We start from the raw sequence: 22,425 nt of genomic DNA on the forward strand, positions 1-22,425 counted from the left end.
CGGCGTCGCAGCCAGGGTGGCCGTTCCGTGTCCCGCTACGTGATCATTTTCTCGATGAGCCGTCCTCGATCCAACTCCGCTTGCCTCGACGATTCCGATATGCGCCGCTTGGCGCTGGCCGCGCTTTGCGAAAGCGAGGCGGGCGCGAAGCTCGCCGCGGTGGGCGCGCTGGACGAGCGATACCGGGCCGGCGAAGCGCTCTGCCGGCCGCAGACGTCGATCGAGGAGCCGCCCGGCTTGCCGGGGCGGCCCGCCAAGCCCGAACTCGTCGAGCCGCGGGCGCTGCGTCACCGCGGCATGCAGACCGAGGAAGGGCGCGCCGTTTTGCTGCATGCGATTGCCCATATCGAATTCAATGCGATCAACTTGGCCCTCGATGCGATCTGGCGCTTCGCGGGCATGCCCGAGGCGTTTTACGCCGACTGGTTGCGCGTCGCGGCCGAAGAAGCGCGGCATTTCGGGCTGCTACAAGGGCGATTGCTCGAACTCGGCCACAGCTACGGCGACTTCCCCGCCCACGATGGGCTATGGGATATGTGTGCGCGAACGCGCGATGACGTATTGGCCCGGATCGCGCTCGTGCCGCGCACGCTCGAGGCACGAGGGCTCGACGCTTCGCCGCCGATTCGCGCACGCCTCGTGCAGGCCGGCGACCACGCGTCGGCGGCGATTTTGGATGTGATTCTGCGCGACGAGATCGGTCACGTGCGTATCGGCAATCATTGGTTTCGCTATCTATGTGCTGAGCGCTCGCTCGAGCCGCACGCCACCTATGCCCAGCTTGCACAGGCTTACCGCGCGCCGCGCTTGCGCGGGCCGTTCAATTTCGATGCGCGGCGCGAGGCAGGGTTCGACGAAGACGAGCTTGCAGCGCTGGAAGCGTATGGGGCGGGCACCGAGCCGGCCGGGCACACGAATGCGGGGAAGGCGCGCGAATATCCCCCGGCCGACGAGTGAGGTGCGCCAAACAGGCGGCGCGGGAATCGAGCGCCTCATCTAATCGTTTCTGAAGCGGCATAAAGAGCAAAACGTCGAGACCCCGATATAATCGAACGACCATTCGTTTTTCGATGCTCGCCGACACTGACCATGAACAACCCACAATCCGATTTCGTCACCGTCCGTGGCGTCAAGCTTCACGTACGGCGCTGGGGCAGTCCCGATGCGCCGACCCTGTTTATGCTGCACGGCTGGATGGACGTTTCCGCATCGTTTCAATTCGTCGTCGATGCGCTCGGCGGCGACTGGCAGGTCATCGCGCCGGATGCGCGCGGATTCGGTTTTTCCGATTGGCCCGTGGCCGAGCGAGGCGGCGGCCACTACTGGTTCCACGACTATCTGGCCGACCTCGATGCGCTGCTCGATCACTATGCGCCGACGGGACAAGTCAATCTCGTCGGACACAGCATGGGGGCGAACGTCGTCTGCTTGTACGCGGGTGCGCGCCCCGAACGGGTGCGGCGCGTCGTCGATCTCGAGGGGTTCGGGCTGGCGCCCGCGCATCCGAGCGAGTGGCCGCGCCGCTTGACCAGCTGGCTCGACGACATCCGCGAACCGGCCCGCCTCAAGACCTATGCCTCGCTCGCCGAGGTGGCCGCGCGATTGATGAAGACCAATCCGAGGCTCGCTGCTGAGCGCGCGGGCTTCTTGGCGCGTCACTGGTCCAAGCTCGGCGACGACGGCCGCTATATGCTGCTGGCCGATCCGGCGCACAAACATCACGGGCCGATGTTGTACCGTTTGGACGAAGTCATGGCGGTCTGGTCGCGGGTATCCGCCAAAGTGCTTCACGTCGAGGCCGTCGCCTCGCCGACCCTGGCGATGTTGGCCGGCGCCATTCCGCTTACCGAGTACAAGGCGCGTTTCGCTGCGTTCCCCGACTGGCGGGAAAAGCTGATCGAAGAGGCGGGCCATATGGTCCATCACGATCAGCCCGAGCAAGTGGCGGCGCTGATCGAAGCCTTTTGCGCGTGATCGCAGCCCCGGGCTTTCGGCTCGGGACCGGCCGAACGCGCTATCGGCCGAACGGCTGGCCGGCTGTTTTCGGGCGTTGCGGGTAAAATGTCGGTATCACTCGATACCGACAGCATGAACGCCGATCTCCATTGCCATTCGAACGTCTCCGACGGTCAGCTAACGCCGGCCGAAGTCGCGCAACGCGCGCATGCCGGCGGAGTCACGCTGTGGGCATTGACCGATCATGACGTAGTAGCGGGGCAGGCGCAGGCGCGTAGCGAAGCCGAGTCGCTCGGCATGGCCTACGTGAGCGGGGTCGAGATTTCGGTCACGTGGGCGTCGCGTACCGTACATATCGTCGGCCTCGGTATCGACCCGTCGTGCGAGACGCTGCTCTCCGGTCTCTATGCAACGCGTAACGGGCGCGGCGCACGCGCGCAGGCCATGAGCGACGCCCTTGCGGAACTCGGGATCGAGGGCGCCTACGAAGGCGCGCTGCGTTACGTGTCGAACCCCGAACTGATCTCCCGCACGCACTTTGCTCGTTTCCTCGTGGAGCGCGGTTACGCGGCATCCACGCCGGACGTCTTCGAGCGCTATCTCGGCGAAGGCAAGCCGGGCTACGTGCCGCACCGCTGGGCATCGCTCGAGAACGCCGTGCAATGGATTGCAGCGGCGGGCGGCGTTGCCGTCATCGCCCATCCGGGCCGCTACAAGTACTCGCAACTCGAATTCGATACCCTGTTCGGCCAGTTCCTCGATTTGGGCGGCAAGGCCATCGAAGTCGTGACGGGCAGCCATACGCCCGATCAGTATCGAGAATATGCCGATGTCGCACGCCGCTTCGGTTTCGAGGCATCGCGCGGGTCCGATTTCCACGCCCCCTCGGAGGGGCGCACCGAACTCGGCAAGCTGCCGCCGTTGCCGCCCGATCTCAAGCCGGTTTGGGAGCGCTGGCTCTAGCGCTCGCGTCTTCGCTCCGGAGTACGCATGGCCCGCTTGTTTGTCCAAGGCGCCATGCGAGACCCACGGCAGGGCATCGCCGTTTCCGCCGGCTCACCGACTGCTCGCTCATGTCCCAGTTCTTTAGGATTCACCCAGACAATCCGCAGCCTAGGCTGATCGCGCAGGCCATCCAGATCGTCAAGGACGGCGGCGTGATAGCACTTCCGACCGACTCGAGTTACGCGTTGGCATGCCGGCTCGACGACAAAGACGCGGTGGCACGCCTGCGCCGCGTTCGCGGGCTCGACGAGCGGCAGCATTTGTCGCTGCTCGTGCGCGACTTATCGGAGCTCGCGACGTTCGCGATGGTCGACAATCGGCAGTTTCGCCTCATCAAATCCGTCACGCCCGGTCCCTACGTTTTTATTTTGCTGGCGACCAAGGAGGTGCCGCGGCGCCTCTCGCATCCGTCGCGCAAAACGATCGGGCTGCGCGTTCCCGACCACGCGATCACGCTGGCGCTGCTCGAAGCGCTCGGCGAGCCGCTCATCGCCACCACGCTGATTCTGCCCTCCGAGGACGAACCGTTGAACGATCCGGAGGAAATCCGGTTGCGGCTCGAAAAGCAGATCGATCTCGTCATCGATGGGGGTGCCTGCCCACGCGAACCGTCGAGCGTCATCGATTTGACCGGCGAGGACCCGGTGCTCGTCCGAGCCGGACGCGGAGCGCTCGAGCCGTTCGGGCTCGTGGCGACTTGAGCCCGTTCGGGGCGGGGGCGGGGCGCGCCCCGGTGCTTGTTACAATACTTCCATGAATCCCTCTTTGATCCAGACGATCGTCGTCTACGCGCTGCCGGTGATTTTCGCGATCACGCTGCACGAGGCCGCGCACGGTTATGTCGCACGGATGCTCGGCGACAACACGGCCTATTTGATGGGGCGCGTGTCGTTCAACCCGATGCGGCATATCGACCCGCTCGGTACGATCGCGATTCCGTTGCTCCTTTATTTCGCCACGGGCGGCGCGTTCATGTTCGGCTACGCGAAGCCTGTGCCCGTCGCCTTTCGCAATTTGCGCAATCCTCGCTGGGGCACGTTTTGGGTGGCGCTGGCCGGACCGCTTTGCAACTTCATCCAAGCGCTCCTGTGGCGTTTGCTCGGCGTGCTGCTGATCGTCGCGGGCGTCGACGAGCCGTTTTTCACGCGCATGGCCGAGGCGGGCGTCGTCGTCAACTTGGTGCTCTGCGTGCTGAATCTGTTCCCGCTGCCGCCGCTCGACGGCGGGCGCGTGCTGACGGCGCTGTTGCCGCCGCGCCCCGCGATCGCGTTGGCCCGCTTGGAACCGTATGGTTTTTTTATCGTCATGGTGCTCGTCATGACCGGCCTGTTGACGAAGATTTGGCTGCGCCCGCTCGTTTCGATCGGCTACGATGCCGTGACGACCATCCTGACTCCTCTTGCTTCGCTTCTCAACTGACACCATGTTTCCAGACCGCATCTTCTCCGGCATGCGCCCCACCGGGTCGCTCCACCTCGGCCACTACCACGGTGTACTCAAGAACTGGGTCCGGCTTCAGTCGGAATATCCGTGCTTCTTCTGCGTGGTCGATTGGCACGCGCTGACGACGCACTACGAGACGCCCGAGGTTATCGAAAAGAACGTTTGGGAAGTGCTGATCGACTGGCTTGCCTCGGGCATCGATCCGGCGCAGGCGACGCTGTTCATTCAAAGCCGCGTGCCCGAGCACGCCGAATTGGCGCTGCTGCTCGGCATGAGCGCGCCGCTCGGCTGGCTCGAACGCGTGCCGACCTATAAAGAGCAAATCGAAAAGCTCAAGGACAAGGACCTTTCCACCTATGGCTTCCTCGGCTATCCGGTGTTGATGGCGGCCGACATTTTGCTTTACCGCGCGTCGCTCGTTCCGGTGGGCGAGGATCAAGTGCCGCACGTTGAAATGACGCGCGAAATCGCGCGCCGTTTCAATCACCTGTACGGGCGAGAGCCGAGCTTCGAGGAAAAAGCGCTCGAAGCGGCGAAAAAGCTCGGCGGCAAGCGCGCGAAGCTGTATCACGAGTTGCGTGTCGCATACCAGCAAGACGGGGACGACGAGGCGCTCGAACAAGCGCGCGCGATGCTGCAAGAATCGCAAAGCCTGTCGATGAGCGATCGCGAACGGCTGTTCGGCTATCTCGAAGGCTCGCGCAAGATCATCCTCGTCGAGCCGCAAGTCATGCTGACGAAAGCGTCGCGCATGCCGGGCCTCGACGGACAAAAAATGTCGAAGTCCTACGGCAATACGATCGGTCTGCGCGAGGATGCCGAGACGATCACGAAGAAGGTCCGCACGATGCCGACCGACCCGGCGCGCGTGCGCCGCACGGATCCGGGCGATCCGGACAAGTGCCCGGTTTGGCAGCTTCATCAGGTCTACTCCGACGAATCGACGCACGAATGGGTGCAAAAGGGCTGCCGCTCGGCCGGAATCGGCTGCCTTGAGTGCAAGCAGCCCGTTATCGAAGGCATCTTGCGCGAACAGCAGCCGATGCTCGAGCGCGCGCAAAAATATATGGACGATCCGTCGCTGCTGCGTGCGATTGTGGCCGACGGCTGCGACAAGGCGCGCAAGTTCGCGACGGAAACGATGCGCGACGTGCGCGAAGTGATGGGGCTGTCGTACTCATGACGCACCTGCGGCGTCGTCATAGCGGGGGCGCGCGGGTATGACGGGCCTGAGCGACACGCCGGTGCTTCCGGCGACGGAAGGCGCCGGCGAGCCTTCGGCGTGGATCGCCCGCTGGTCGCACCTCGTCGCGCCGGGCGGCGCGGTGCTCGACATCGCCGCGGGCAGCGGCCGTCATGCACGCTGGTTCGCGAGCCGGGGGCATCCCGTGGTGGCGATCGATCGCGCGCAACCGGCGCTGGCCGCGCTCGCGGCCATGGAGGGCGTCGAAGCCTTGGCGGCGGATCTCGAGGACGGCAGTCCTTGGCCGTTGCCCGAAACGCGGCGCTTCGCGGCCGTCGTCGTGACGAACTACCTGTACCGGCCCTTGATGCCGAGGCTCGCACAGCTTTTGGCGCCGGGCGGCATCCTGCTTTACGAGACGTTCGCGCGCGGCAACGAAACGGTCGGCAAGCCTTCGAACCCGGCTTTTTTGCTGGCGCCGGGCGAGTTGCTGGAGGCCGCTTACGGGCAGCTTCGGGTCGTTGCCTACGAGGACGGTTACGTGGCGGTGCCTCGGCCCGCTTTCGTCCAGCGCATGTGCGCCGCGTTGCCGGCATCCGCGTCCGCGCAGAGCGCGATCGAGGGTACGGCGCTCGCACGTTACGATTTGGTCGGCTAATCCGCTACAATCGCGCTTTCACGTTTGAATTCATGGCGTTTCATGGCTAACGGCACATCCAGCGGCACCCAAGGCGGCCTGCGCATTCGCGGCAGTATTCCTGCGATCGTCACGCCGATGCTCGAAGACGGCGGGCTCGATCTGCCGGCGTTTCGCAAGCTCATCGACTGGCACATCGGCGAAGGGACCGACGCGCTCGTGGTCGTCGGAACGAGCGGTGAATCGGCCACGTTGTCGGTCGACGAGCACATTCTTATGATCAAGACGGCCGTGGAGCACACGGCCGGGCGCATTCCCGTCATCGCGGGCGCGGGCGGCAACTCGACCGTCGAAGCGATCGAGCTGACGAAGCAAGCCAAGGCCCTCGGCGCGGACGCCACGCTGCAAGTCGTGCCGTACTACAACAAGCCGACGCAAGAGGGCATCTACCGCCATTTCCAGAAAATCGCGGAATCGGTCGAGCTGCCCGTCATCCTCTATAACGTGCCGGGCCGCACGGTCGCCGATATGTCGAACGAGACGGCGCTGCGCTTGAGCCAAGTGCCGGGCATCATCGGCATCAAAGACGCCACGGGCAATATCGACCGCGCGGCGCAGCTGATCAAAGCGGCACCCGCGCATTTCTCGATTTTCAGCGGCGACGATCCGACGGCGATCGCGCTGATGCTGCTGGGCGGTCACGGCAACATCTCGGTGACGGCCAACGTGGCGCCCCGCGCGATGAGCGAGTTGTGCCGTGCCGCGCTCGCAGGCGACGTGAAGACGGCGCGCGATATCCACTTCAAGCTGCTTTCGCTGCACAAGCACCTGTTTATCGAGTCGAATCCGATTCCGGTTAAATGGGCGCTCGAGCAGATGGGGCGGATGAAGGGCGGCATTCGGCTGCCGCTGACACCGCTCGATTCGCGGTGCCACGAGACGGTACGCGCCGCGCTCGTCGAAGCGGGCCTGCTGGCCTAATAGGGCCGAGCGGGCAGCGTCGCGGCCGCATCGGATTCATAGCATTCATCGACGTCGATAACCGCGTTGAGACCATACGCTCGGCGCCGTCGGTTGCGCATCACGAAGGACCTCATGAAACGTTCCGCTTTCTCCATCCATGCCATCCGCGCAGCGGCGCTTGTGCTCGCGATCTCCTCGCTCGCGGGCTGCGATACGCTCAACGATTGGTTCGCCTCCGACCGCGTCGATTACAAGTCAACGGGTTCGGCTCCGCCGCTGAAGGTACCGAGCGACCTCAACGAGGCCAAGGTGCAGTCGCAGTACACGGCGCCGCCCGTCAGCGCCGCACTCGGCGGCGCGCCGACCCGCAACATGACCGTCGCCGGCAATTCGAGCGAGGGCGTGCCGACGGCGCAAGATCCGTTCGGCATGCATATCGAACGCGACGGCGATCGCCGCTGGCTCGTCGTCGATGGGCGCACGCCCGAGCAACTCTGGCCGCAGCTCGAGGAGTTCTGGAAGGACAACGGTTTCGCGCTGAAGTCCGATGCGCCGGCAACGGGCATCATGACGACCGATTGGGCCGAGAACCGCGCTAACATCCCCGACGACTGGTTCCGCCGCACGATCGGTCACCTCATCGATTTCGCGTACTCGTCGGGTACGCGCGATAGCTTCCGCACGTTGGTGGTGCAAGGCGGCGACGGCTCGACCGATATTTCGATTACGCACAGCGCCCTCGAAGAAGTGCTGACGGGGCAGGACAAGGATTCGTCGCGTTGGGTCGAGCGTCCGCGCAACCCGGTACTCGAAGCCGTGTTCCTCGCCAAGCTGATGCAGCAATTCGGTTTGACCGATGCGCAGTCGAAGCAATTGCTGACGGACGCGCGCTCCACTTCGGCGCCCGCGACGATCGATATGAACGCCGGGTCGACAACCCTCGCTCTTTCCGATCGATTCGACGTTGCTTGGTTGCGCGTCGGTCTGGCGCTCGATCGCACGAACTTCACGGTCGACAATCGCGATCGCGAAAAGGGCGTCTACTACGTTCGGTATGCCGATTCGACGCAAGAACTCAAGCGTGACGGCTTGCTCGGCAAGCTGTTCTTCAGCGGGGCCTCGAAACAAAAGACCGGCAAGGAATTCCTCGTCAACGTGCATCCTAACGGGACGGGAACCGAGGTATCGGTTCTCGACGCGAACGGTCAGCTCGACGCTTCGTCCGACGCCAAGAATCTTATCTCGCTCCTGCACGCGCAGTTGAACTGAACGCCACGCTATGCGCTTTGCAAGCCTCGGCAGCGGTAGCGAGGGCAACGCCCTCGTCGTCGAGGCCGCCAGCGGTCAAACCACCACGCGCGTGCTGCTCGATTGCGGGTTCTCCGCAAAGGAACTCGAGCGGCGCCTGGCGCGGCTTCAATACGGCATCGATGCCCTCGATGCCATTCTCGTCACCCACGAACATAGCGACCATATCGGCAGTGCGCTGACGCTCGCCCGCAAGTGGTCGTTGCCGCTCTACATGAGTTGGGGGACGGCCAAGGCCGTGGGCGCCGATAGCGCCGACGTCGATTTACACGTGCTGTGGGGCGACGAGACGGCCGCCATCGGCGATCTCGAGGTCATGCCCTATACCGTGCCTCACGATGCCCGCGAGCCGCTTCAATTCGTTTTCTCCGACGGTGCGCGTCGCTTAGGAGTCCTGACGGACGTCGGCACATCGACGCCGCATATCACGGCTATGCTCAGCGGCTGCGATGCGCTCGTGCTCGAAAGCAATCACGATACGCGCATGCTGGCGACGAGCCGTTATCCGCAGTCGCTCAAGGCGCGCATCGGCGGCAATCACGGGCACCTCAGCAACGATGCGGCGGCGCAAATCCTGGCGGCGCTCGATAGGTCACGGCTGACGCACGTCGTTGCGGCGCATCTGAGCCAGCAAAACAACTTGCCTGAACTCGCGCAGGCCGCGCTTGCGAGCGTATTGGGTACCACTGCCGGGGATATCATGGTCGCCTCGCAAGAACTCGGGTTCGATTGGCTCGATTGCGGGGCAGGCTAGGCGGGAAGGAAGAAACACGGATCAACGACCCGTATGGGCAACAAAAAACCGGCACATGGCCGGTTTTTTGTTGCCTCTTTGCAGCAGGCAGATGCTTACTGGCTTGCGCCCGAAGCAGGAGCAGCAGCCGAAGCGCCAGCGTCCGAAGCGGCAGCAGCGCTCGAAGCAGCAGCACCTGCGTCGCTCGCAGCAGCCGTGGCGTCGCTCGCAGCAGCAGCAGCGCCCGAAGCAGCAGCGCCTGCGTCCGAAGCAGCAGCGGCCGGAGCCGAAGCGGCAGCGGCGTCGCTAGCCGGAGCGGCAGCGTTTTGGTCGCTGCTCTTGTTGCACGCAGCGAGTGCAACAGCCGCCAACAGGGATGCTACGAGGAGGGATTTCTTCATGATCACGTCCTTTTATGGTTAAAGGTAAGCAACAGCGCGAAATAATACCGGTAATGTGCTCCAACACCAACCTAGGCCGCTGGTGGGATGCACTTCAGAGCGTGAATCTTCCCCACGGCTTGGGCGGAAATTATATGCACTTTCGTACCGACCGTCGACAAAGCAGGGTCAATACGTTGCCTTTCTCATACAGAATTTAACCGTAATTGATAGGTTGGGGCGGCCGGCTTCATGAAATTGCGCCGACTCGTACCCAGCCGGCACGATACCACTCGTACAGCAACGCTGTCATCGATCGATCGGCCGAGAGTGTTACAAAGCGTTTCCCCTCAATGCGTCGAACATCGGCCAATTCGAAGAGCCATTTTTTGCCGGTCCCGAGTGCCGATTCTTCACCGTTGATAAAGTAGGTCCGCTCGCCATACAGAAGCGCCGTTTTGTTGTCGAGCCGGATCCCCGACGTCTGCGCGCGCCGGATGAACGCCGCTTCGTTAAGCGGCCGATCGGGCGCGTCAAACACGACCTGCGATTTGGGCTCGCTCAAATAGCTGCCGAGGAACGAAACCAAGTCGCGCTGCGTCCATCGCACCCTTGCAAGGATCGCGCCAAGTTCTTCGACCATGGCTTGCGGCAGCTTGGCCGGATGGGCGACGGCGGTTTGCTTCGGATCGCGATAGAGCCGCTCGCCCGCCGGGGAGTGGGCAGCCTCGCCCCGTTCGGCCAAATAGTACAAAAACTGGCCGATCAACTCGTTCGCGGAGGGGGCGCGAAAGCCGATCGAGCAAGTCATGCATTCGCCTTCCGCGATGCCGTCGTGCGCGATATGCGGCGGCAGGTACAGCATGTCGCCGGGCTCGAGCAGCCATTCTTGCTCCGGCTCGAAGTGCTGTAAAACCTTCAACGGCAATCCAGGTTTTAACGTGAGATCGCGTTGCGCCGAAATGCGCCAGCGGCGCTTGCCGTGTACCTGCAATAGAAACACATCGTAGGAATCGAAATGCGGGCCCACGCCGCCGCCGTCCGTCGCATACGAGATCATCAGATCATCGAGTCTGGCGTCGGGCACGAAGCGGAATCGCTCGAGCAGGGCGCGCGCACGATCGTCGTGCAGGTCCACGCCTTGGACGAGCAGCGTCCATTCGCGGCGCTTGATGCTCGGTAGCGCGTCGAGATCGAACGGACCGTGTTCCAGATTCCAGCGTCCGCGTACCTGCGAGATGAGGCGCGCTTCGGCATCGTCGCTGGAAGCGAGGTCGAAGAGCGCATCGCGCGAGAGCGGGGGCGTGACGTCGGCAATGGCGCCACGAATCAGCAGAGGCTTTTTTTGCCAATAGCGCCGCATGAATTGCGACGGCGTGAGACCGCCGAGCAGCGGTGTCGGCACGTCGGGGGAAGGGGGCGCGGCGAGCGCCACGGATGGGGTGGACGTGGCGGCCGTACCGGCCCGATCGTCGAGGGGCCGCTTGGGCATCGTATAATGGAACCGTATTTTGGAGACTCGAATGAAAATCGCAAAGAACACCGTTGTTTCGGTCGCTTACAAGCTCTCGGATGCCCAGGGCAATCTCATCGAGGAAAGCGACGAGCCGATGGTCTATCTGCACGGCGGCTATGATGGCACGTTCCCTAAAATCGAGGAAGAGCTTGACGGACACGAGGCGGGCTTCGAAACGCAGATCCAGCTCGAACCTCAAGACGCGTTCGGCGAATACGATCCGGAACTCGTGAAGATCGAACCGCGCAATCGCTTTCCCGAGCCCCTCGAAGTGGGCATGCAGTTCGAAGGCACCCCCGAGGATGGCGACGACGAGATGGATTCGCTCATCTACACGGTGACCGATCTGGCGGAAGACAAAGTCGTGCTGGACGGCAACCATCCGTTGGCCGGTATGGCCTTGCGTTTCGCATTGACCGTCAAGGAAGTGCGCGAAGCCACGGCAGATGAAATCGAGCACGCGCACGTACATGGCGCCGAAGGCATCGAAATCGTCGATGAAGACGATGACGATGAGGCGGGCGCGTCAGGAGCCCCCACCCTGCACTGACTAGGGCTTCGCGCCCGGCGCCGTGTCGTCGGGCGCTGCCGGTGAGCCCGTGGAAGACGCGGGAGAGGCCGGTGTGCTCTGTATGCGCGGCGCCGACCCGCTCCCTGCGGTGTCGGGCAGCAAAGGCGGCTCGGGTTGCGGTGCCGGCGGCGTCGACGCCGGCGGTGCCGGCAGCACATACTGGATACCCGGCAGCGGTTCGATGGCGGGCCCCGGCGTGCCGATGGCCGATGCGGGCATCGGTGTCGAGATGGCCGGTGCCGCGGGCGGCACCGGCAATGTCTTAGGTATCACGCGAACGCTCACACGAAACGGTGCGGGGCGCGCGTAATTCACATCCAACACGATCCATTGCGTCGTCGCATCGCGCGGCGCGATCGCAATGCGCGTCAAATTCGCGACGCGCTCGCCTTTATCGTTAAACAAAGGCTGGTCGATCGAGAAACCTCTCGCAAGCGTGTAGCTGTCGTGGTGGATCAGTACGATCGGGCCGCGGAACGTTCGTGCCGCGTTGACGAGGCTGCGCTTGAATTCGAGGTAGCCGTCGGGCTTGCGGCGCCGCGCGAAGCGCAGCCACGGGAACCGGTCGGTGTGCTCTTCGTAGCGCGAGAAATTCGGATCCGCTTCGACGAACACGACTAACGCTTTCGCGCGACGACGCTTCGCGTACTCCGCCGCATGTTCGAGCCAGAACGCCGATGCGATCGCGCGATCGTCGAACTCGCCGTTGCGTCCACCAGCGTCGGAGTAATGGTTGTTGCCTCCTACGACGTTCAGGCCGACGAAGACCGTATCCTCGGCCTCCCAACGAACGTTTTCGCGAAACGCGCGGAAGCGCGCGACCTCGCTTTCGCGGGTCAGGGAAAGCGTCGACCGGCCCAGCGACGAGGTATCCGAATAGAGCGTCTGCCGCAGAAAATCCAGCCGTTCCGCCGCGTCGTAGCCGCCGCCGCTCGCACTCGCGCAATCAGCCCAATCATGCTGGCCGGGAAGCAGGATCAGCGGTATGGCAGAAGCCGCGAGCAGTTGCTGGCGGCGATCGAATAGCGCATCGCCGCAGCGCTCCGCTGTGCCCTTGATGTTGCCGTCATAAACAACGAACGACAGGCGCTGATCGAGCCCAATGGCATCGATTAGCCGTTGAGCCAACGGTTCGTCCGCCGCGCTTTTCATCACGCTTGAAATAACGGCGAACGAAAAGCGCGGCTCGGCTGCCCGGGCAGGCGCAGCGAACGAGGCAAGTGCGGCCAGCCCGAAAGCGAGCGCACCGAATCGCCGCCATTGCGATGACGCCCGCCGGCGCATCGTCACCGCTTGTGCTCCGCACTGTCGCTCTCGTTTGCGGCGATCGCAAGCTCATGCAATTCGTAGATCAGATCGAGCGCTTCGCGTGCCCGAAGCTCGTTCGGATCGAGGCCCTTGAGCCGCTCAAGCGCCGGGTGCTCGCCGAACAAGTGCGTGCCTGTGTGCGTATCGCCGATCTCGTCGGGCGCATCTTCGGCATAGGCTGGCGCCGCGAACAAGTCGAGTTGCGGGGTGGCTTGCGTGACCGACTGCTGTTCGAGATGCGCCAGGTGTTTGCGCGCAGCGCGGATGACGGCCGGCGGCACGCCTGCGAGCTGCGCGACTTGTAGGCCGTAGCTCTGGCTGGCCGGCCCCTCGCTGACTGCATGCAGGAACACGATGCCGTGCCCATGCTCGACGGCCGACAAGTGGACGTTGGCCGCTTGCGCGAATTCGGCGGGCAACTGTGTCAGCTCGAAGTAGTGCGTCGCGAAGAGCGTGTAGCAACCGTTGGCCGAGAGCAGATGCCGCGCAATCGCCCAAGCGAGAGCAAGGCCATCGAACGTCGATGTGCCGCGGCCGATTTCGTCCATCAGCACGAGGCTTCGCTCGGTCGCATCGTTCAGGATCGCGGCGGCCTCGGTCATCTCCACCATAAAGGTCGAGCGGCCGCCGGCGAGGTCGTCCGCCGCGCCGATACGCGTAAAGATCCGATCGATCGGCCCGAAGCAGGCCCGTTGCGCGGGCACGTAACTGCCGACATAGGCCATCAGCGCGATCAACGCCGTCTGCCGCATGAAGGTCGATTTACCGCCCATGTTCGGTCCGGTGATCAAAAGCAGTTTGCGCTGTGCGTTCAAGCTGCAATCGTTGGCGACGAACTGCTCGACTTGCGCTTGCACCACCGGATGCCGGCCTTGCTCGATCTCGATGCCGCCGTCTTCGGTGAATTCGGGCGCGACCCAGCTCAAAGCCTGCGCACGCTCCGCGAATGCGCCGAGCACGTCCAATTCGGCGAGCGCCGCCGCCACGCGTTGGCAGTCTTCGATGAACGGCAGCAACGTTTGCAGCAAGGCATCGTACAGCGCACGTTCGCGTGCGAGCGCACGTTCTTGCGCCGAGAGCGCCTTGTCCTCGAACGCTTTGAGCTCGGGCGTGATGTAACGCTCGGCGTTTTTCAGCGTTTGCCGGCGCCGATAGTCGTCGGGGACTTTGTCCGTTTGGCCGCGCGTGACTTCGATGTAAAACCCGTGAACCTTGTTGTACTCGACGCGCAAATTGTTGATGCCCGTGCGCGTGCGTTCACGCGTTTCGAGGTCGATCAAAAATTGGCCGCAGTTTTCGGAAATGTCGCGCAACTCGTCGAGATCGGGATCGTAGCCGCGCGCGATGACGCCGCCGTCGCGCACCATCGCGGCCGGCTCTTCGGCAATCGCGCGCGTGAGCAAATCGACGCAGCCGGCCGGCGGCTCCAGCGCCATGCCGATGCGCTCCAGCGCCGGCGTGCCGGCCGCCATCGCGATGACGAGCTCGCGCAAGGCCGGCAATGTCGCAAACGTATCGCGCAGACTCGAGAGATCGCGCGGGCGCGCCGAGAGTAGGGCGAGCCGGCCCGTGATCCGTTCGACGTCCGCGATTTTGCGCAGGGCGCCGCGCAGCATATCGAGGCTCGCGCCGTGCGGCGCATCGAGCAGCGCGCCGATCGCTTGCTGACGCGATTGCGCGATCACCGTCGCGCGGGGCGGATGATGGATCCAGTGGCGCAGCAGACGGCTACCCATCGTCGAACAACAGGTATCGAGCAGCGAACACAGCGTGGGCGATTCGCCGCCGCGCAACGTCTCCGTCAATTCCAAATTGCGGCGCGTGGCGGGATCGAGGCCGATGTATTCCGACTCCGTTTCGACTTTGAGGCTACGCACATGGCGCAACTGCTGGCCTTGTGTCGAGGAAGCGTAAAGCAGGACCGCGCCCGCCGCGCCGCACGCGCTCGTCAGCCCCTCGGCGCCGAAGCCGTCGAGGCTTGCGACGTTCAGTTGATCGCACAGCCGTTGCACGCCCGAGGCGACGTCGAAGTGCCAGGCCGGCACGCGCGTCATGATCGCGCTGGCGATGCCGGGGATTGCTTCTCCCGCGCCGTCCGCTACCAGCACCTCGGCCGGGCGAATGCGCTCGAGCGCCGCGCCGACTTCTCCGGGCGCGACTTCGGCAAGTCGCAATGCGCCGCTGGCTAAATTGAGCCAAGCCAGGCCGATCGCTGTCAGCACGCCGCGCTTGTTATGCGCGGGGCAAGCGGCGAGCAGATAGACATCGCTTTTGTCCGAGAGCAATGCGGCATCGGTCAACGTGCCCGGCGTGACGATACGCACGACCTTGCGTTCGACCGGCCCTTTCGAGGTGGCCGGATCGCCGATCTGTTCGCAGATCGCAACGGACTCGCCGAACTTGACGAGTTTGGCGAGGTATTGTTCGACGGCGTGATGGGGCACGCCCGCCATTTTGATCGGATTGCCCGCGGAAGCGCCGCGTTGCGTGAGCGTGAGATCGAGCAGGCGCGCCGCCTTCTCGGCATCTTCGAAGAAGAGCTCGTAGAAGTCGCCCATGCGGAAAAACAGCAGGGTGCCGGGGTGGTCGGCTTTGATGCGCAAGTACTGCTGCATGTAGGGCGTGTGCTTCGCGAGCGCGGATTCCGCCGGAGCATCGACGCTGGTTTCGGTTTTCATTCGTCGTAATCGGAAAAACGTGTTCGGGTGCGGACTATCGCGTTAGATCTTCGAACGTTCGCGCAAAGTGTCCGCAACGCTAGGCGAGCGGCAACGCTTCGCTGAATATACTGCGTGACGCAACCGGCACGGGTTCGGCCGAAAGGCCAATCTATCCCCGTACAGTCGGGGTGCGGCATATCGAGCGGATGCGCACCTTATTCGAAGCGAAGTCCGAAACAAGCCCTACATTCTAGGGGATTCGGGATCTCTCAAACCGCGCGATCTGCGGTGACGTCACTCCTCGATCATCGCCCGCACATCGACCCTGCGCGCATTGACCGCGCTGCGTCGCTTCGCCAGCCAGATCATCGCGCACACGAACGTTCCGAACGTGACGATGATCCACTGCACCGGCATGTTTGCGCCCAGCAGCAGGGCATAGGCCCCGAGCATCAACAGCACGGCGAGGTTCTGATTGAAATTTTGCACGGAGATGGAGTGCCCAGCCGTGATCAGCGTGGCGCCTCGATGCTGCAATAACGCATTCATCGGCACGATGAAGTACCCCGCCAGGCCACCGAGCGCGATCATGAGCGGGTAGGCGAGGACGATATACGCGGCGATGAAGTGAGCGCCCAGATGAAGGCCGGCCGTGGGCGGGAACAGCCACTTGCCGTAAAACGCCATCGCACCCGCCACGACGCCCGCCGCAATGCCGACAGGCAGCACCTTCAACGAGCGGGCGAGCGGCACGAACGCGGCGGCGGCACCCGCGCCGAGCGCGATTCCGATGCCCGTGGCCCCTTGCATCAGCGCGGCCTTCGAGAGCGACAGTCCCAAGTTGACATTGGCCCACTTAAGCACGAGCAATTGCAGCGTGACGGCGGCGCCCCACATGAGCGTCGTCACCCATAACGCGATTTGCGCGAGTTCGTCGCGCCAAAGCAGATTGAACGCGTCGACGAATTCGCCCACGAGCCGCTGCGGCTCGCGGAGACGATTCACGTAACGCGCGCCCGTATCGGGGATGCCGATGTTGACGAGCGCGGCGGCCGCATAGACGAGCATCACGGCAAACATCGCGAAATCCGGGGCGTTGTGAACCAACGGCCAGTGCCGTTCGCTCACGAAGCGCTGCGCGAGCGGGCTGATGAGCGCGCCGCCGAGCGCGGTGCCGAGGATCGTCGACAAGACGGTCGCAGACTCGAGCCAAGCGTTGGCGGCCACCAGCCGCGGCGCGGGCAAGAGCTCCGTCAAGATGCCGTACTTGGCCGGCGAGTACGCGGCTGCCCCGATACCGACTACGCCGTAGGCGAGCATGGGGTGTACGTTCGCCAGCATCATCGCGCAGCCGAGCGCCTTCATGGCATTGGCCGCGAACATCACGTGACGCTTTTGCAGCGCATCGGCGAAAGCGCCGGCAAACGGCGCCAGCAGCACGTACGACATCGTGAACAGGATCTGTAGCAGCGGCGTGAACCAGTTGGCCGCATGCATGGCGCCGAGCAGCGCGATCGCGGCGATCAGCAGCGCGTTGTCGGCGAGCGACGAAACGAACTGCGCGGCGATGATCGTGTAGAAGCCTTTTTTCATCGGATGGGCCGAGCCGTGAGCGCACTCGAAAAAAGGAGACTTTTATGGAAAAAGGCGGCCGCAGCCGCCTTTCGTCGCACGTTGCGCGGCGCCTGAACGCGGCGCGCGTCGACCGACCCTTAATCCTTTTGCACCACGCGGCTGTAGGTGCTCAAGATCGGCACCATTTGCGCATAGATCTTGGGGTTGCCCGCGACGATCTCGCCGACGTTCAAAAATTCCGAATCGCCCGTGTAGTTGCCCACGAGGCCGCCGGCTTCCGTGATCAGCAAGCTGCCCGCGGCCATGTCCCACGGGCTCAGGCCTTGTTCGAAGAAGCCGTCGAGACGGCCCGCCGCGACGTTGGCCAAATCCAGCGCCGCCGCGCCGGGGCGGCGCAGGCCCGTGCACGCGCGCGTCATGTCGGCGAACAGGCGGCAATACGCTTCGATCCGGTCGTCTTCGCGGAATGGGAAGCCCGTGCCGATCAGCGCGTCGCCGAGGCGGTCGCGGCGGCCCACGCGAATGCGCCGATCGTTCAGATAGGCGCCGCGGCCGCGCGAGGCGGTAAACAGATCGTTGCTATTCGGATCGTAGACGACGGCTTGCGTCACGACACCGCGATGCGCCAATGCGATCGAGACGCCGTAATAGGGCAGGCCGTGGATGAAATTGGTCGTGCCGTCGAGCGGATCGATGATCCACACGTAATCGGATTCGTTTTCGGAACGGCCCGATTCTTCTGCCAGAATCGCGTGATCGGGGTACGCCGTCTTAAGCGTGTCGATGATGGCCGCTTCGGCCGCTTTGTCGACTTCCGTGACGAAATCGTTGTGCTGCTTCTTGCTGACTTGGACGAGTTCCAGATCGAGCGAGGCGCGGTTGATGATTTGTCCGGCGCGGCGGGCGGCTTTGACGGCAATGTTGAGCATCGGGTGCATAAAACGGATTCCTTGTACCGCGGCGGTGCGAGCGCTGCGACGGGTGGGCCAAACCGCCCGGAATGCGCAGGCATTCCGTCGACGAAAGCGAATTGAAGAAGAGCAATGTGCATGCGCAGGCGGACTACCATCCCGGCGCAAGGGCACGAATACCGGGATTTTACCTGAGTCCGGGGCGGCTCGGCTCGAACGTTGCGAGGACGCGGCGGCGCCTGCCCGGCCCCCGGTTCGCATCGCGGCGGCGGGCGCGATACCATAGCGGGAGGTCACACCCGCTCATTCGCCTGTTTCCCGTTTTCGGTTTTTCGTCCAGCTAGTCATCTTGAATCGCTCAATCTCGCATTCGCCGTCGGCCACCGTGCACACCTGCGCATCCGGTCCCCAGGGCGGTTTCACCTCGACGTTGTTCGTGCTCGTCGAGCCCAGCCATCCCGGCAACGTAGGTGCGGCCGCGCGCGCGCTCAAAACGATGGGGTTTTCGCGGCTCGTGCTCGTCGCGCCGCGCGTCGCGCATGTGCAAACGGACCCTGAAGCGATCGCCATGGCCAGCGGCGCGGAGGATGTGTTGGCCTCGGCAAGCATCGTGCCGACGATCGCCGATGCGCTGGCCGGCGTCACTTGGTCGGTTGCGCTGACGGCGCGCATGCGCGAATACGGCCCGCCGCAGCTCGCGCCGCGCGAGGCGGCAGCCGAGGCTCGCGTGCACGGACAGGGCGGAGACATCGCGTTCGTCTTCGGTAACGAACGGACTGGGCTGTCCAACGAACACGTCGAGCGTTGTAGCGCACTGGCTCACATTCCGGCCAATCCCGCCTATAGCTCGCTCAATCTCGCTCAGGCGGTGCAGGTGCTTGCTTATGAGTTGCGTATCGCTTATCTGACGCCCGAGCAAGGGGAAGCGGTGTCCGACGCCGACGACGCGTCCGGCGGCGGACGCGCGCCGAACGACGATATCGAACGCATGTATGTGCACCTCGAAAACGCGCTGATCTCGCTGGAGTTTCTCGATCCCGCGAATCCGAAGAAGCTCATGTCGCGATTGCGTAGGCTGTTCGCGCGCGCCGGCCTCGAGCGCGAGGAAGTCAACATCGTCCGCGGGATCGCGAAACACATCTTGCTTAAGGCGCATACCCGGGATCGCTCGTCCTCTTCTTGATGGGCTGACGGCTCTAAGGGCAGTAGCGGGCCGCTTGGCTGAAAAGCGCTAAGACTCGGCGCCTGCCGCCGCTAATGCCCCTGTTGCGTGCAGGGTGGATCTTTTACGTTCTGCACGCCGCCCATCTTCCTCCTACAATCGAACGGCGCTTCATAAGCAAATCGCGCGACGTCATAACGTGCGCCTTGTCGCGTCCACCCCACGGCCCCTTCAATAAGCGAGCCCCAACATGTTCGAGAGACTTCGCGAAGACATTGCCACGATCCGTGAGCGGGATCCCGCCGCTCGCAGTGCTTGGGAAGTGCTCACCTGTTACCCGGGGCTACACGCGATCGTGGCGCATCGGTTGTCGCATGCATGCTGGCGCGCCGGCCGTCGCTGGCTGGCACGTTTTATTTCCCAAGTCGCCCGGTTCATGACCGGAATCGAAATCCATCCGGGCGCCACCGTCGGGCGGCGTGTATTCATCGATCACGGCATGGGCGTCGTGGTGGGGGAGACGGCCGAGATCGGCGACGACTGCACGATTTACCAAGGCGTCACGCTCGGCGGCACGTTGCTTACGCGCGGCGCCAAACGCCACCCGACGCTCGAGCGCGGCGTGATCGTCGGTGCGGGATCCAAGGTGCTAGGCGGCTTCACGATCGGCGAAAACGCGAAGATCGGGTCGAATGCTGTGGTCGTCAAACCCGTGCCTGCCGGCGCCACGGCGGTCGGCAATCCGGCACGCGTCATCCAACCCGCCGATCGCAAGCGCTCGCCGGAGCATGCGGCGTTTTGCGCTTACGGCATCACGCCTAACGCGGAAGATCCGGTCTCGCTCGCGTTGCACGGTCTCATTGACCATGCCGCGAACGAAAAGCAACGCGTCGATGAAATCGTCGCGGCGCTCGAGCGCCTCGGCGCTCGGCTCGAGGCGTTGCAAGGCGCCGATGCGGCCGTCGTCGATTTGCAGCGTCTGTCCGCCGCGATTCAAGGCGCCGCGCCCGCGAGCGCAGAGACGCATGCGAACGTAGGCTAAGGGGAAGGTCAATCGCACGCCGGTCGAATGGGCGCGCGGGAGAGGGCAACTGAGATCGTTGCCCTCGGTCCGTTCAATCGAGCGGAAAGGCGTGGATGCCTTCGGCGTCGATACGCAGATAGCCGCCGCGGCGCGGGCCGTGGTCGAGGTCCCAATCGGGCAGCACCCAGCGCGTGCCGCTCGCCTCCAGATGACGCGCGGGCTTATGCGTATGCCCATGAATCATCGTCGTCGTATGACTCGTGCGAAACAACTCCTCGACGCCTTGATGCGTTACGTCGTAAAGCGGCGAGGGCGGACGCGTGCGGCCTTCCTCGCTCGACGCCCGCATCCGTTCGGCGAGCGCATGGCGCCACCTGAACGGCCAGGCGAGGAACAGCAGTTGCGCGGCGCGCCAGCGCGCGACACGACGAAACGTTTGATACTTGCGGTCGGCCGTGCAGAGCGCGTCGCCGTGCGCGAGCACGATGCGCGCGCCGAATGCGGTCATCACGAAGGGGTCGGGCAGCCAAATCGCGCCGGCTGCCTTCATGAATCGTTTGCCCAGTAAAAAATCGCGATTGCCATGCATCACATACAGGGCAATGCCGCGCTCCGACAACGTGTGCAAAATCGCCGCAATGCGTGCCGCGAACGGGTCGGCTTCGAGCATGTCGTCGCCGATCCAATACTCGAACAAGTCGCCGAGAACGAAGACCGAATCGGCGTTATCGGCCGTCACGCGGATGAAATGCTCGAACGCGTCGACCGTGCGCGGAATCGACGTGCTCAGATGCAGATCGGAGATGAGCAAGAGCGGCCGCGGCGCATGGGGGCGCGTGCGGCCGTGCTCGTGCGGCACACTGGCCTCGACGTTGCGAGGCCCCGTGTCTTGCCGCGCCGAGATGCCGGCATCTCGGATGATGCTCGTGTTCAATCGACCACGACCGCTTTCTCGATGACGACGTCATCGAGCGGTACGTCCTGATGGAAGCCCTTCGAGCCCGTGCGGACCTTCTTGATCTTCTCGACGACATCGAGCCCGTCGACGACACTGCCGAACACCGCGTAGCCCCAGCCTTGCGGCGTCGGCGACGTGTGATTGAGGAAGTCGTTGTCGTTGACGTTGATGAAGAATTGCGCCGTGGCCGAGTGCGGATCGTTCGTACGCGCCATTGCCACCGAGCCCTTGACGTTCTTCAGACCGTTGTTCGCTTCGTTGTCGATCGGGGCGTCCGTCGGCTTTTGCTTCATGCCGGGCTCGAAGCCGCCGCCTTGGATCATGAAGCCGTCGATCACGCGGTGAAACACGGTGTTGTCGTAGTGGCCCTTCTTCACGTAATTGAGGAAGTTTTCGACCGTCTTCGGGGCCTTCTCGGCGTCGAGGGCGATCTTGATGACGCCGTGGTTCGTGTGCAGTTCGACCATGATGAATTCCTTTCCTTATCTACTTACCAAACTAACTAAAGGGGCTCCGCCGGCCTGAACCGCGCCGGCGCCGGAGCGCGTTATTTCGAAACGACGGTTGCCGACTGGATGACGATCGGCTGTTGCGGCACGTCGGCCATCGGCCCGCGCGACGTAGTGGGCGTCGCTTCGATCTTCTTTACAACGTCCATGCCCGAGATGACCTTGCCGAACACGGCATAGCCGTTGCCGTCCGGATTCGGGTAGTCGAGCCCGGCGTTATCGACCGTATTGATGAAGAACTGAGCCGTCGCCGAATTCGGGTCGCTCGTGCGCGCCATGGCGATCGTGCCCGTCGTGTTCTTCAGGCCGTTACGGCTTTCGAGCGGGATCGGCGCGCGCGTCGGCTTCTCGGCGAAGCTTGCCGTGTAACCGCCGCCCTGGATCATGAAGCCCTTGATCACGCGATGGAAAATCGTGCCGCTGTATTGGCCGGATTTCACGTAGTCGAGGAAGTTCGCGACCGTCTTCGGCGATTGCTCGGGGTAAAGCTCGAGCTTGATGTCGCCGTCCGTCGTTTTCAGCAGCACTTGCGGGTGCGCGGCAGCGGCATTCGTTTGCGCGAAGGCGGGAGCGTTCGCGATGAGAGCGGCGCTGCCGAGCGCCAACCAAAAGCTTTTCATGGG

Annotated in this window: 22 protein-coding genes; 13 read left to right on the forward strand and 9 right to left on the reverse strand. The window is 63.7% G+C overall.

Annotated elements, in window-relative coordinates; genetic code table 11:
- Positions 1–54: 54 nt before the first annotated feature.
- The 10 genes from AB1286_RS00090 to AB1286_RS00135 all read left to right on the forward strand — a co-directional run bounded on the left by AB1286_RS00090 (position 55) and on the right by AB1286_RS00135 (position 9,249).
- Entirely contained in the window at positions 55–957 is a 903-nt protein-coding gene (locus AB1286_RS00090) for a ferritin-like domain-containing protein (protein WP_430364940.1), read from the forward strand.
- Positions 958–1,089: 132 nt separating this feature from the next.
- Positions 1,090–1,974, forward strand: coding sequence for an alpha/beta fold hydrolase (locus tag AB1286_RS00095; RefSeq protein WP_430361345.1), 885 nt, complete (start codon positions 1,090–1,092; stop codon positions 1,972–1,974).
- A gap of 114 nt (positions 1,975–2,088) precedes the next feature.
- Positions 2,089–2,919, forward strand: coding sequence for a 3',5'-nucleoside bisphosphate phosphatase (locus AB1286_RS00100; RefSeq protein ID WP_430361346.1), 831 nt, complete (start codon positions 2,089–2,091; stop codon positions 2,917–2,919).
- Between the two features lie 110 nt (positions 2,920–3,029).
- Entirely contained in the window at positions 3,030–3,662 is a 633-nt protein-coding gene (locus tag AB1286_RS00105) for an L-threonylcarbamoyladenylate synthase (RefSeq protein WP_430361347.1), read from the forward strand.
- A gap of 52 nt (positions 3,663–3,714) precedes the next feature.
- Complete coding sequence (locus AB1286_RS00110) at positions 3,715–4,380, forward strand: site-2 protease family protein (RefSeq protein WP_430361348.1); 666 nt, start codon at positions 3,715–3,717, stop codon at positions 4,378–4,380.
- A 4-nt stretch (positions 4,381–4,384) separates the two neighbouring features.
- Positions 4,385–5,587: a tryptophan--tRNA ligase gene (locus AB1286_RS00115; protein WP_430361349.1), complete on the forward strand. Its 1,203-nt coding sequence runs from the start codon at positions 4,385–4,387 to the stop codon at positions 5,585–5,587.
- A 37-nt stretch (positions 5,588–5,624) separates the two neighbouring features.
- On the forward strand, positions 5,625–6,245 hold the full coding sequence (locus AB1286_RS00120) for a class I SAM-dependent methyltransferase (protein WP_430361350.1): 621 nt from the start codon (positions 5,625–5,627) through the stop codon (positions 6,243–6,245).
- 42 nt (positions 6,246–6,287) lie between these two features.
- Positions 6,288–7,205 (forward strand): 4-hydroxy-tetrahydrodipicolinate synthase, encoded by a 918-nt coding sequence (gene dapA / locus AB1286_RS00125; RefSeq protein ID WP_430361351.1) that lies wholly within the window; start codon positions 6,288–6,290, stop codon positions 7,203–7,205.
- Positions 7,206–7,319: 114 nt separating this feature from the next.
- Positions 7,320–8,456 (forward strand): outer membrane protein assembly factor BamC, encoded by a 1,137-nt coding sequence (bamC, locus tag AB1286_RS00130; RefSeq protein WP_430361352.1) that lies wholly within the window; start codon positions 7,320–7,322, stop codon positions 8,454–8,456.
- A gap of 10 nt (positions 8,457–8,466) precedes the next feature.
- Positions 8,467–9,249 carry an MBL fold metallo-hydrolase gene (locus tag AB1286_RS00135; RefSeq protein WP_430361353.1) on the forward strand — a complete coding sequence of 261 codons (783 nt, stop codon included), beginning with the start codon at positions 8,467–8,469 and terminating at the stop codon, positions 9,247–9,249.
- A 95-nt stretch (positions 9,250–9,344) separates the two neighbouring features.
- Here AB1286_RS00135 and AB1286_RS00140 read toward each other — a convergent pair whose 3' ends face one another.
- A complete protein-coding gene (locus tag AB1286_RS00140) occupies positions 9,345–9,629 on the reverse strand; it encodes a hypothetical protein (protein ID WP_430361354.1) in 285 nt (94 codons plus the stop codon).
- Between the two features lie 229 nt (positions 9,630–9,858).
- Complete coding sequence (locus tag AB1286_RS00145; RefSeq protein WP_430361355.1) at positions 9,859–11,100, reverse strand: JmjC domain-containing protein; 1,242 nt, start codon at positions 11,098–11,100, stop codon at positions 9,859–9,861.
- 31 nt (positions 11,101–11,131) lie between these two features.
- Between AB1286_RS00145 and AB1286_RS00150 the strand changes: the two genes are divergently transcribed.
- On the forward strand, positions 11,132–11,674 hold the full coding sequence (locus AB1286_RS00150) for an FKBP-type peptidyl-prolyl cis-trans isomerase (protein ID WP_430361356.1): 543 nt from the start codon (positions 11,132–11,134) through the stop codon (positions 11,672–11,674).
- On the opposite strand, the gene AB1286_RS00155 is transcribed toward AB1286_RS00150, so the two are convergent.
- The 4 genes from AB1286_RS00155 to AB1286_RS00170 all read right to left on the reverse strand — a co-directional run bounded on the left by AB1286_RS00155 (position 11,675) and on the right by AB1286_RS00170 (position 18,176).
- Positions 11,675–12,979: a hypothetical protein gene (locus AB1286_RS00155; RefSeq protein ID WP_430364941.1), complete on the reverse strand. Its 1,305-nt coding sequence runs from the start codon at positions 12,977–12,979 to the stop codon at positions 11,675–11,677. It abuts the gene before it with no gap.
- 2 nt (positions 12,980–12,981) lie between these two features.
- Positions 12,982–15,681: a DNA mismatch repair protein MutS gene (gene mutS, locus AB1286_RS00160; protein WP_430361357.1), complete on the reverse strand. Its 2,700-nt coding sequence runs from the start codon at positions 15,679–15,681 to the stop codon at positions 12,982–12,984.
- 276 nt (positions 15,682–15,957) lie between these two features.
- Complete coding sequence (gene lplT / locus AB1286_RS00165; protein ID WP_430361358.1) at positions 15,958–17,256, reverse strand: lysophospholipid transporter LplT; 1,299 nt, start codon at positions 17,254–17,256, stop codon at positions 15,958–15,960.
- A 119-nt stretch (positions 17,257–17,375) separates the two neighbouring features.
- Complete coding sequence (locus AB1286_RS00170) at positions 17,376–18,176, reverse strand: inositol monophosphatase family protein (protein ID WP_430361359.1); 801 nt, start codon at positions 18,174–18,176, stop codon at positions 17,376–17,378.
- A gap of 322 nt (positions 18,177–18,498) precedes the next feature.
- On the opposite strand from AB1286_RS00170, the gene AB1286_RS00175 reads away from it, so the two are divergent.
- Together AB1286_RS00175 and cysE are read left to right on the forward strand one after the other, a co-directional pair.
- Positions 18,499–19,332, forward strand: coding sequence for an RNA methyltransferase (locus tag AB1286_RS00175; RefSeq protein WP_430361360.1), 834 nt, complete (start codon positions 18,499–18,501; stop codon positions 19,330–19,332).
- Between the two features lie 229 nt (positions 19,333–19,561).
- Positions 19,562–20,353, forward strand: coding sequence for a serine O-acetyltransferase (cysE, locus tag AB1286_RS00180; protein ID WP_430361361.1), 792 nt, complete (start codon positions 19,562–19,564; stop codon positions 20,351–20,353).
- Positions 20,354–20,426: 73 nt separating this feature from the next.
- Here the strand turns inward: cysE and AB1286_RS00185 are convergent, their stop codons facing one another.
- From AB1286_RS00185 to AB1286_RS00195, 3 genes are all read right to left on the reverse strand, one after another.
- Complete coding sequence (locus AB1286_RS00185; RefSeq protein ID WP_430361362.1) at positions 20,427–21,269, reverse strand: UDP-2,3-diacylglucosamine diphosphatase; 843 nt, start codon at positions 21,267–21,269, stop codon at positions 20,427–20,429.
- Positions 21,266–21,760: a peptidylprolyl isomerase gene (locus AB1286_RS00190; protein ID WP_430361363.1), complete on the reverse strand. Its 495-nt coding sequence runs from the start codon at positions 21,758–21,760 to the stop codon at positions 21,266–21,268. Before AB1286_RS00190 ends, AB1286_RS00185 begins: the two co-directional genes overlap by 4 nt.
- An 80-nt stretch (positions 21,761–21,840) precedes the next feature.
- Positions 21,841–22,422: a peptidylprolyl isomerase gene (locus AB1286_RS00195; RefSeq protein ID WP_430361364.1), complete on the reverse strand. Its 582-nt coding sequence runs from the start codon at positions 22,420–22,422 to the stop codon at positions 21,841–21,843.
- Between the last annotated feature and the right edge of the window lie 3 nt (positions 22,423–22,425).

It is taken from the genome of Trinickia sp. NRRL B-1857 (assembly GCF_050470685.1).
Taxonomy (GTDB): domain Bacteria; phylum Pseudomonadota; class Gammaproteobacteria; order Burkholderiales; family Burkholderiaceae; genus Trinickia.

What these genes read in the sequence shown, in the direction of transcription:
- AB1286_RS00090 (WP_430364940.1), top strand. Translation starts at nt 55, where the DNA reads ATGAGCCGTCCTCGATCCAACTCCGCTTGCCTCGACGATTCCGATATG.
- AB1286_RS00095 (WP_430361345.1), top strand. Translation starts at nt 1,090, where the DNA reads ATGAACAACCCACAATCCGATTTCGTCACCGTCCGTGGCGTCAAGCTT.
- AB1286_RS00100 (WP_430361346.1), top strand. Translation starts at nt 2,089, where the DNA reads ATGAACGCCGATCTCCATTGCCATTCGAACGTCTCCGACGGTCAGCTA.
- AB1286_RS00105 (WP_430361347.1), top strand. Translation starts at nt 3,030, where the DNA reads ATGTCCCAGTTCTTTAGGATTCACCCAGACAATCCGCAGCCTAGGCTG.
- AB1286_RS00110 (WP_430361348.1), top strand. Translation starts at nt 3,715, where the DNA reads ATGAATCCCTCTTTGATCCAGACGATCGTCGTCTACGCGCTGCCGGTG.
- AB1286_RS00115 (WP_430361349.1), top strand. Translation starts at nt 4,385, where the DNA reads ATGTTTCCAGACCGCATCTTCTCCGGCATGCGCCCCACCGGGTCGCTC.
- AB1286_RS00120 (WP_430361350.1), top strand. Translation starts at nt 5,625, where the DNA reads ATGACGGGCCTGAGCGACACGCCGGTGCTTCCGGCGACGGAAGGCGCC.
- dapA (WP_430361351.1), top strand. Translation starts at nt 6,288, where the DNA reads ATGGCTAACGGCACATCCAGCGGCACCCAAGGCGGCCTGCGCATTCGC.
- bamC (WP_430361352.1), top strand. Translation starts at nt 7,320, where the DNA reads ATGAAACGTTCCGCTTTCTCCATCCATGCCATCCGCGCAGCGGCGCTT.
- AB1286_RS00135 (WP_430361353.1), top strand. Translation starts at nt 8,467, where the DNA reads ATGCGCTTTGCAAGCCTCGGCAGCGGTAGCGAGGGCAACGCCCTCGTC.
- AB1286_RS00140 (WP_430361354.1), bottom strand. Translation starts at nt 9,629, where the DNA reads ATGAAGAAATCCCTCCTCGTAGCATCCCTGTTGGCGGCTGTTGCACTC.
- AB1286_RS00145 (WP_430361355.1), bottom strand. Translation starts at nt 11,100, where the DNA reads ATGCCCAAGCGGCCCCTCGACGATCGGGCCGGTACGGCCGCCACGTCC.
- AB1286_RS00150 (WP_430361356.1), top strand. Translation starts at nt 11,132, where the DNA reads ATGAAAATCGCAAAGAACACCGTTGTTTCGGTCGCTTACAAGCTCTCG.
- AB1286_RS00155 (WP_430364941.1), bottom strand. Translation starts at nt 12,979, where the DNA reads ATGCGCCGGCGGGCGTCATCGCAATGGCGGCGATTCGGTGCGCTCGCT.
- mutS (WP_430361357.1), bottom strand. Translation starts at nt 15,681, where the DNA reads ATGAAAACCGAAACCAGCGTCGATGCTCCGGCGGAATCCGCGCTCGCG.
- lplT (WP_430361358.1), bottom strand. Translation starts at nt 17,256, where the DNA reads ATGAAAAAAGGCTTCTACACGATCATCGCCGCGCAGTTCGTTTCGTCG.
- AB1286_RS00170 (WP_430361359.1), bottom strand. Translation starts at nt 18,176, where the DNA reads ATGCACCCGATGCTCAACATTGCCGTCAAAGCCGCCCGCCGCGCCGGA.
- cysE (WP_430361361.1), top strand. Translation starts at nt 19,562, where the DNA reads ATGTTCGAGAGACTTCGCGAAGACATTGCCACGATCCGTGAGCGGGAT.
- AB1286_RS00190 (WP_430361363.1), bottom strand. Translation starts at nt 21,760, where the DNA reads ATGGTCGAACTGCACACGAACCACGGCGTCATCAAGATCGCCCTCGAC.
- AB1286_RS00195 (WP_430361364.1), bottom strand. Translation starts at nt 22,422, where the DNA reads ATGAAAAGCTTTTGGTTGGCGCTCGGCAGCGCCGCTCTCATCGCGAAC.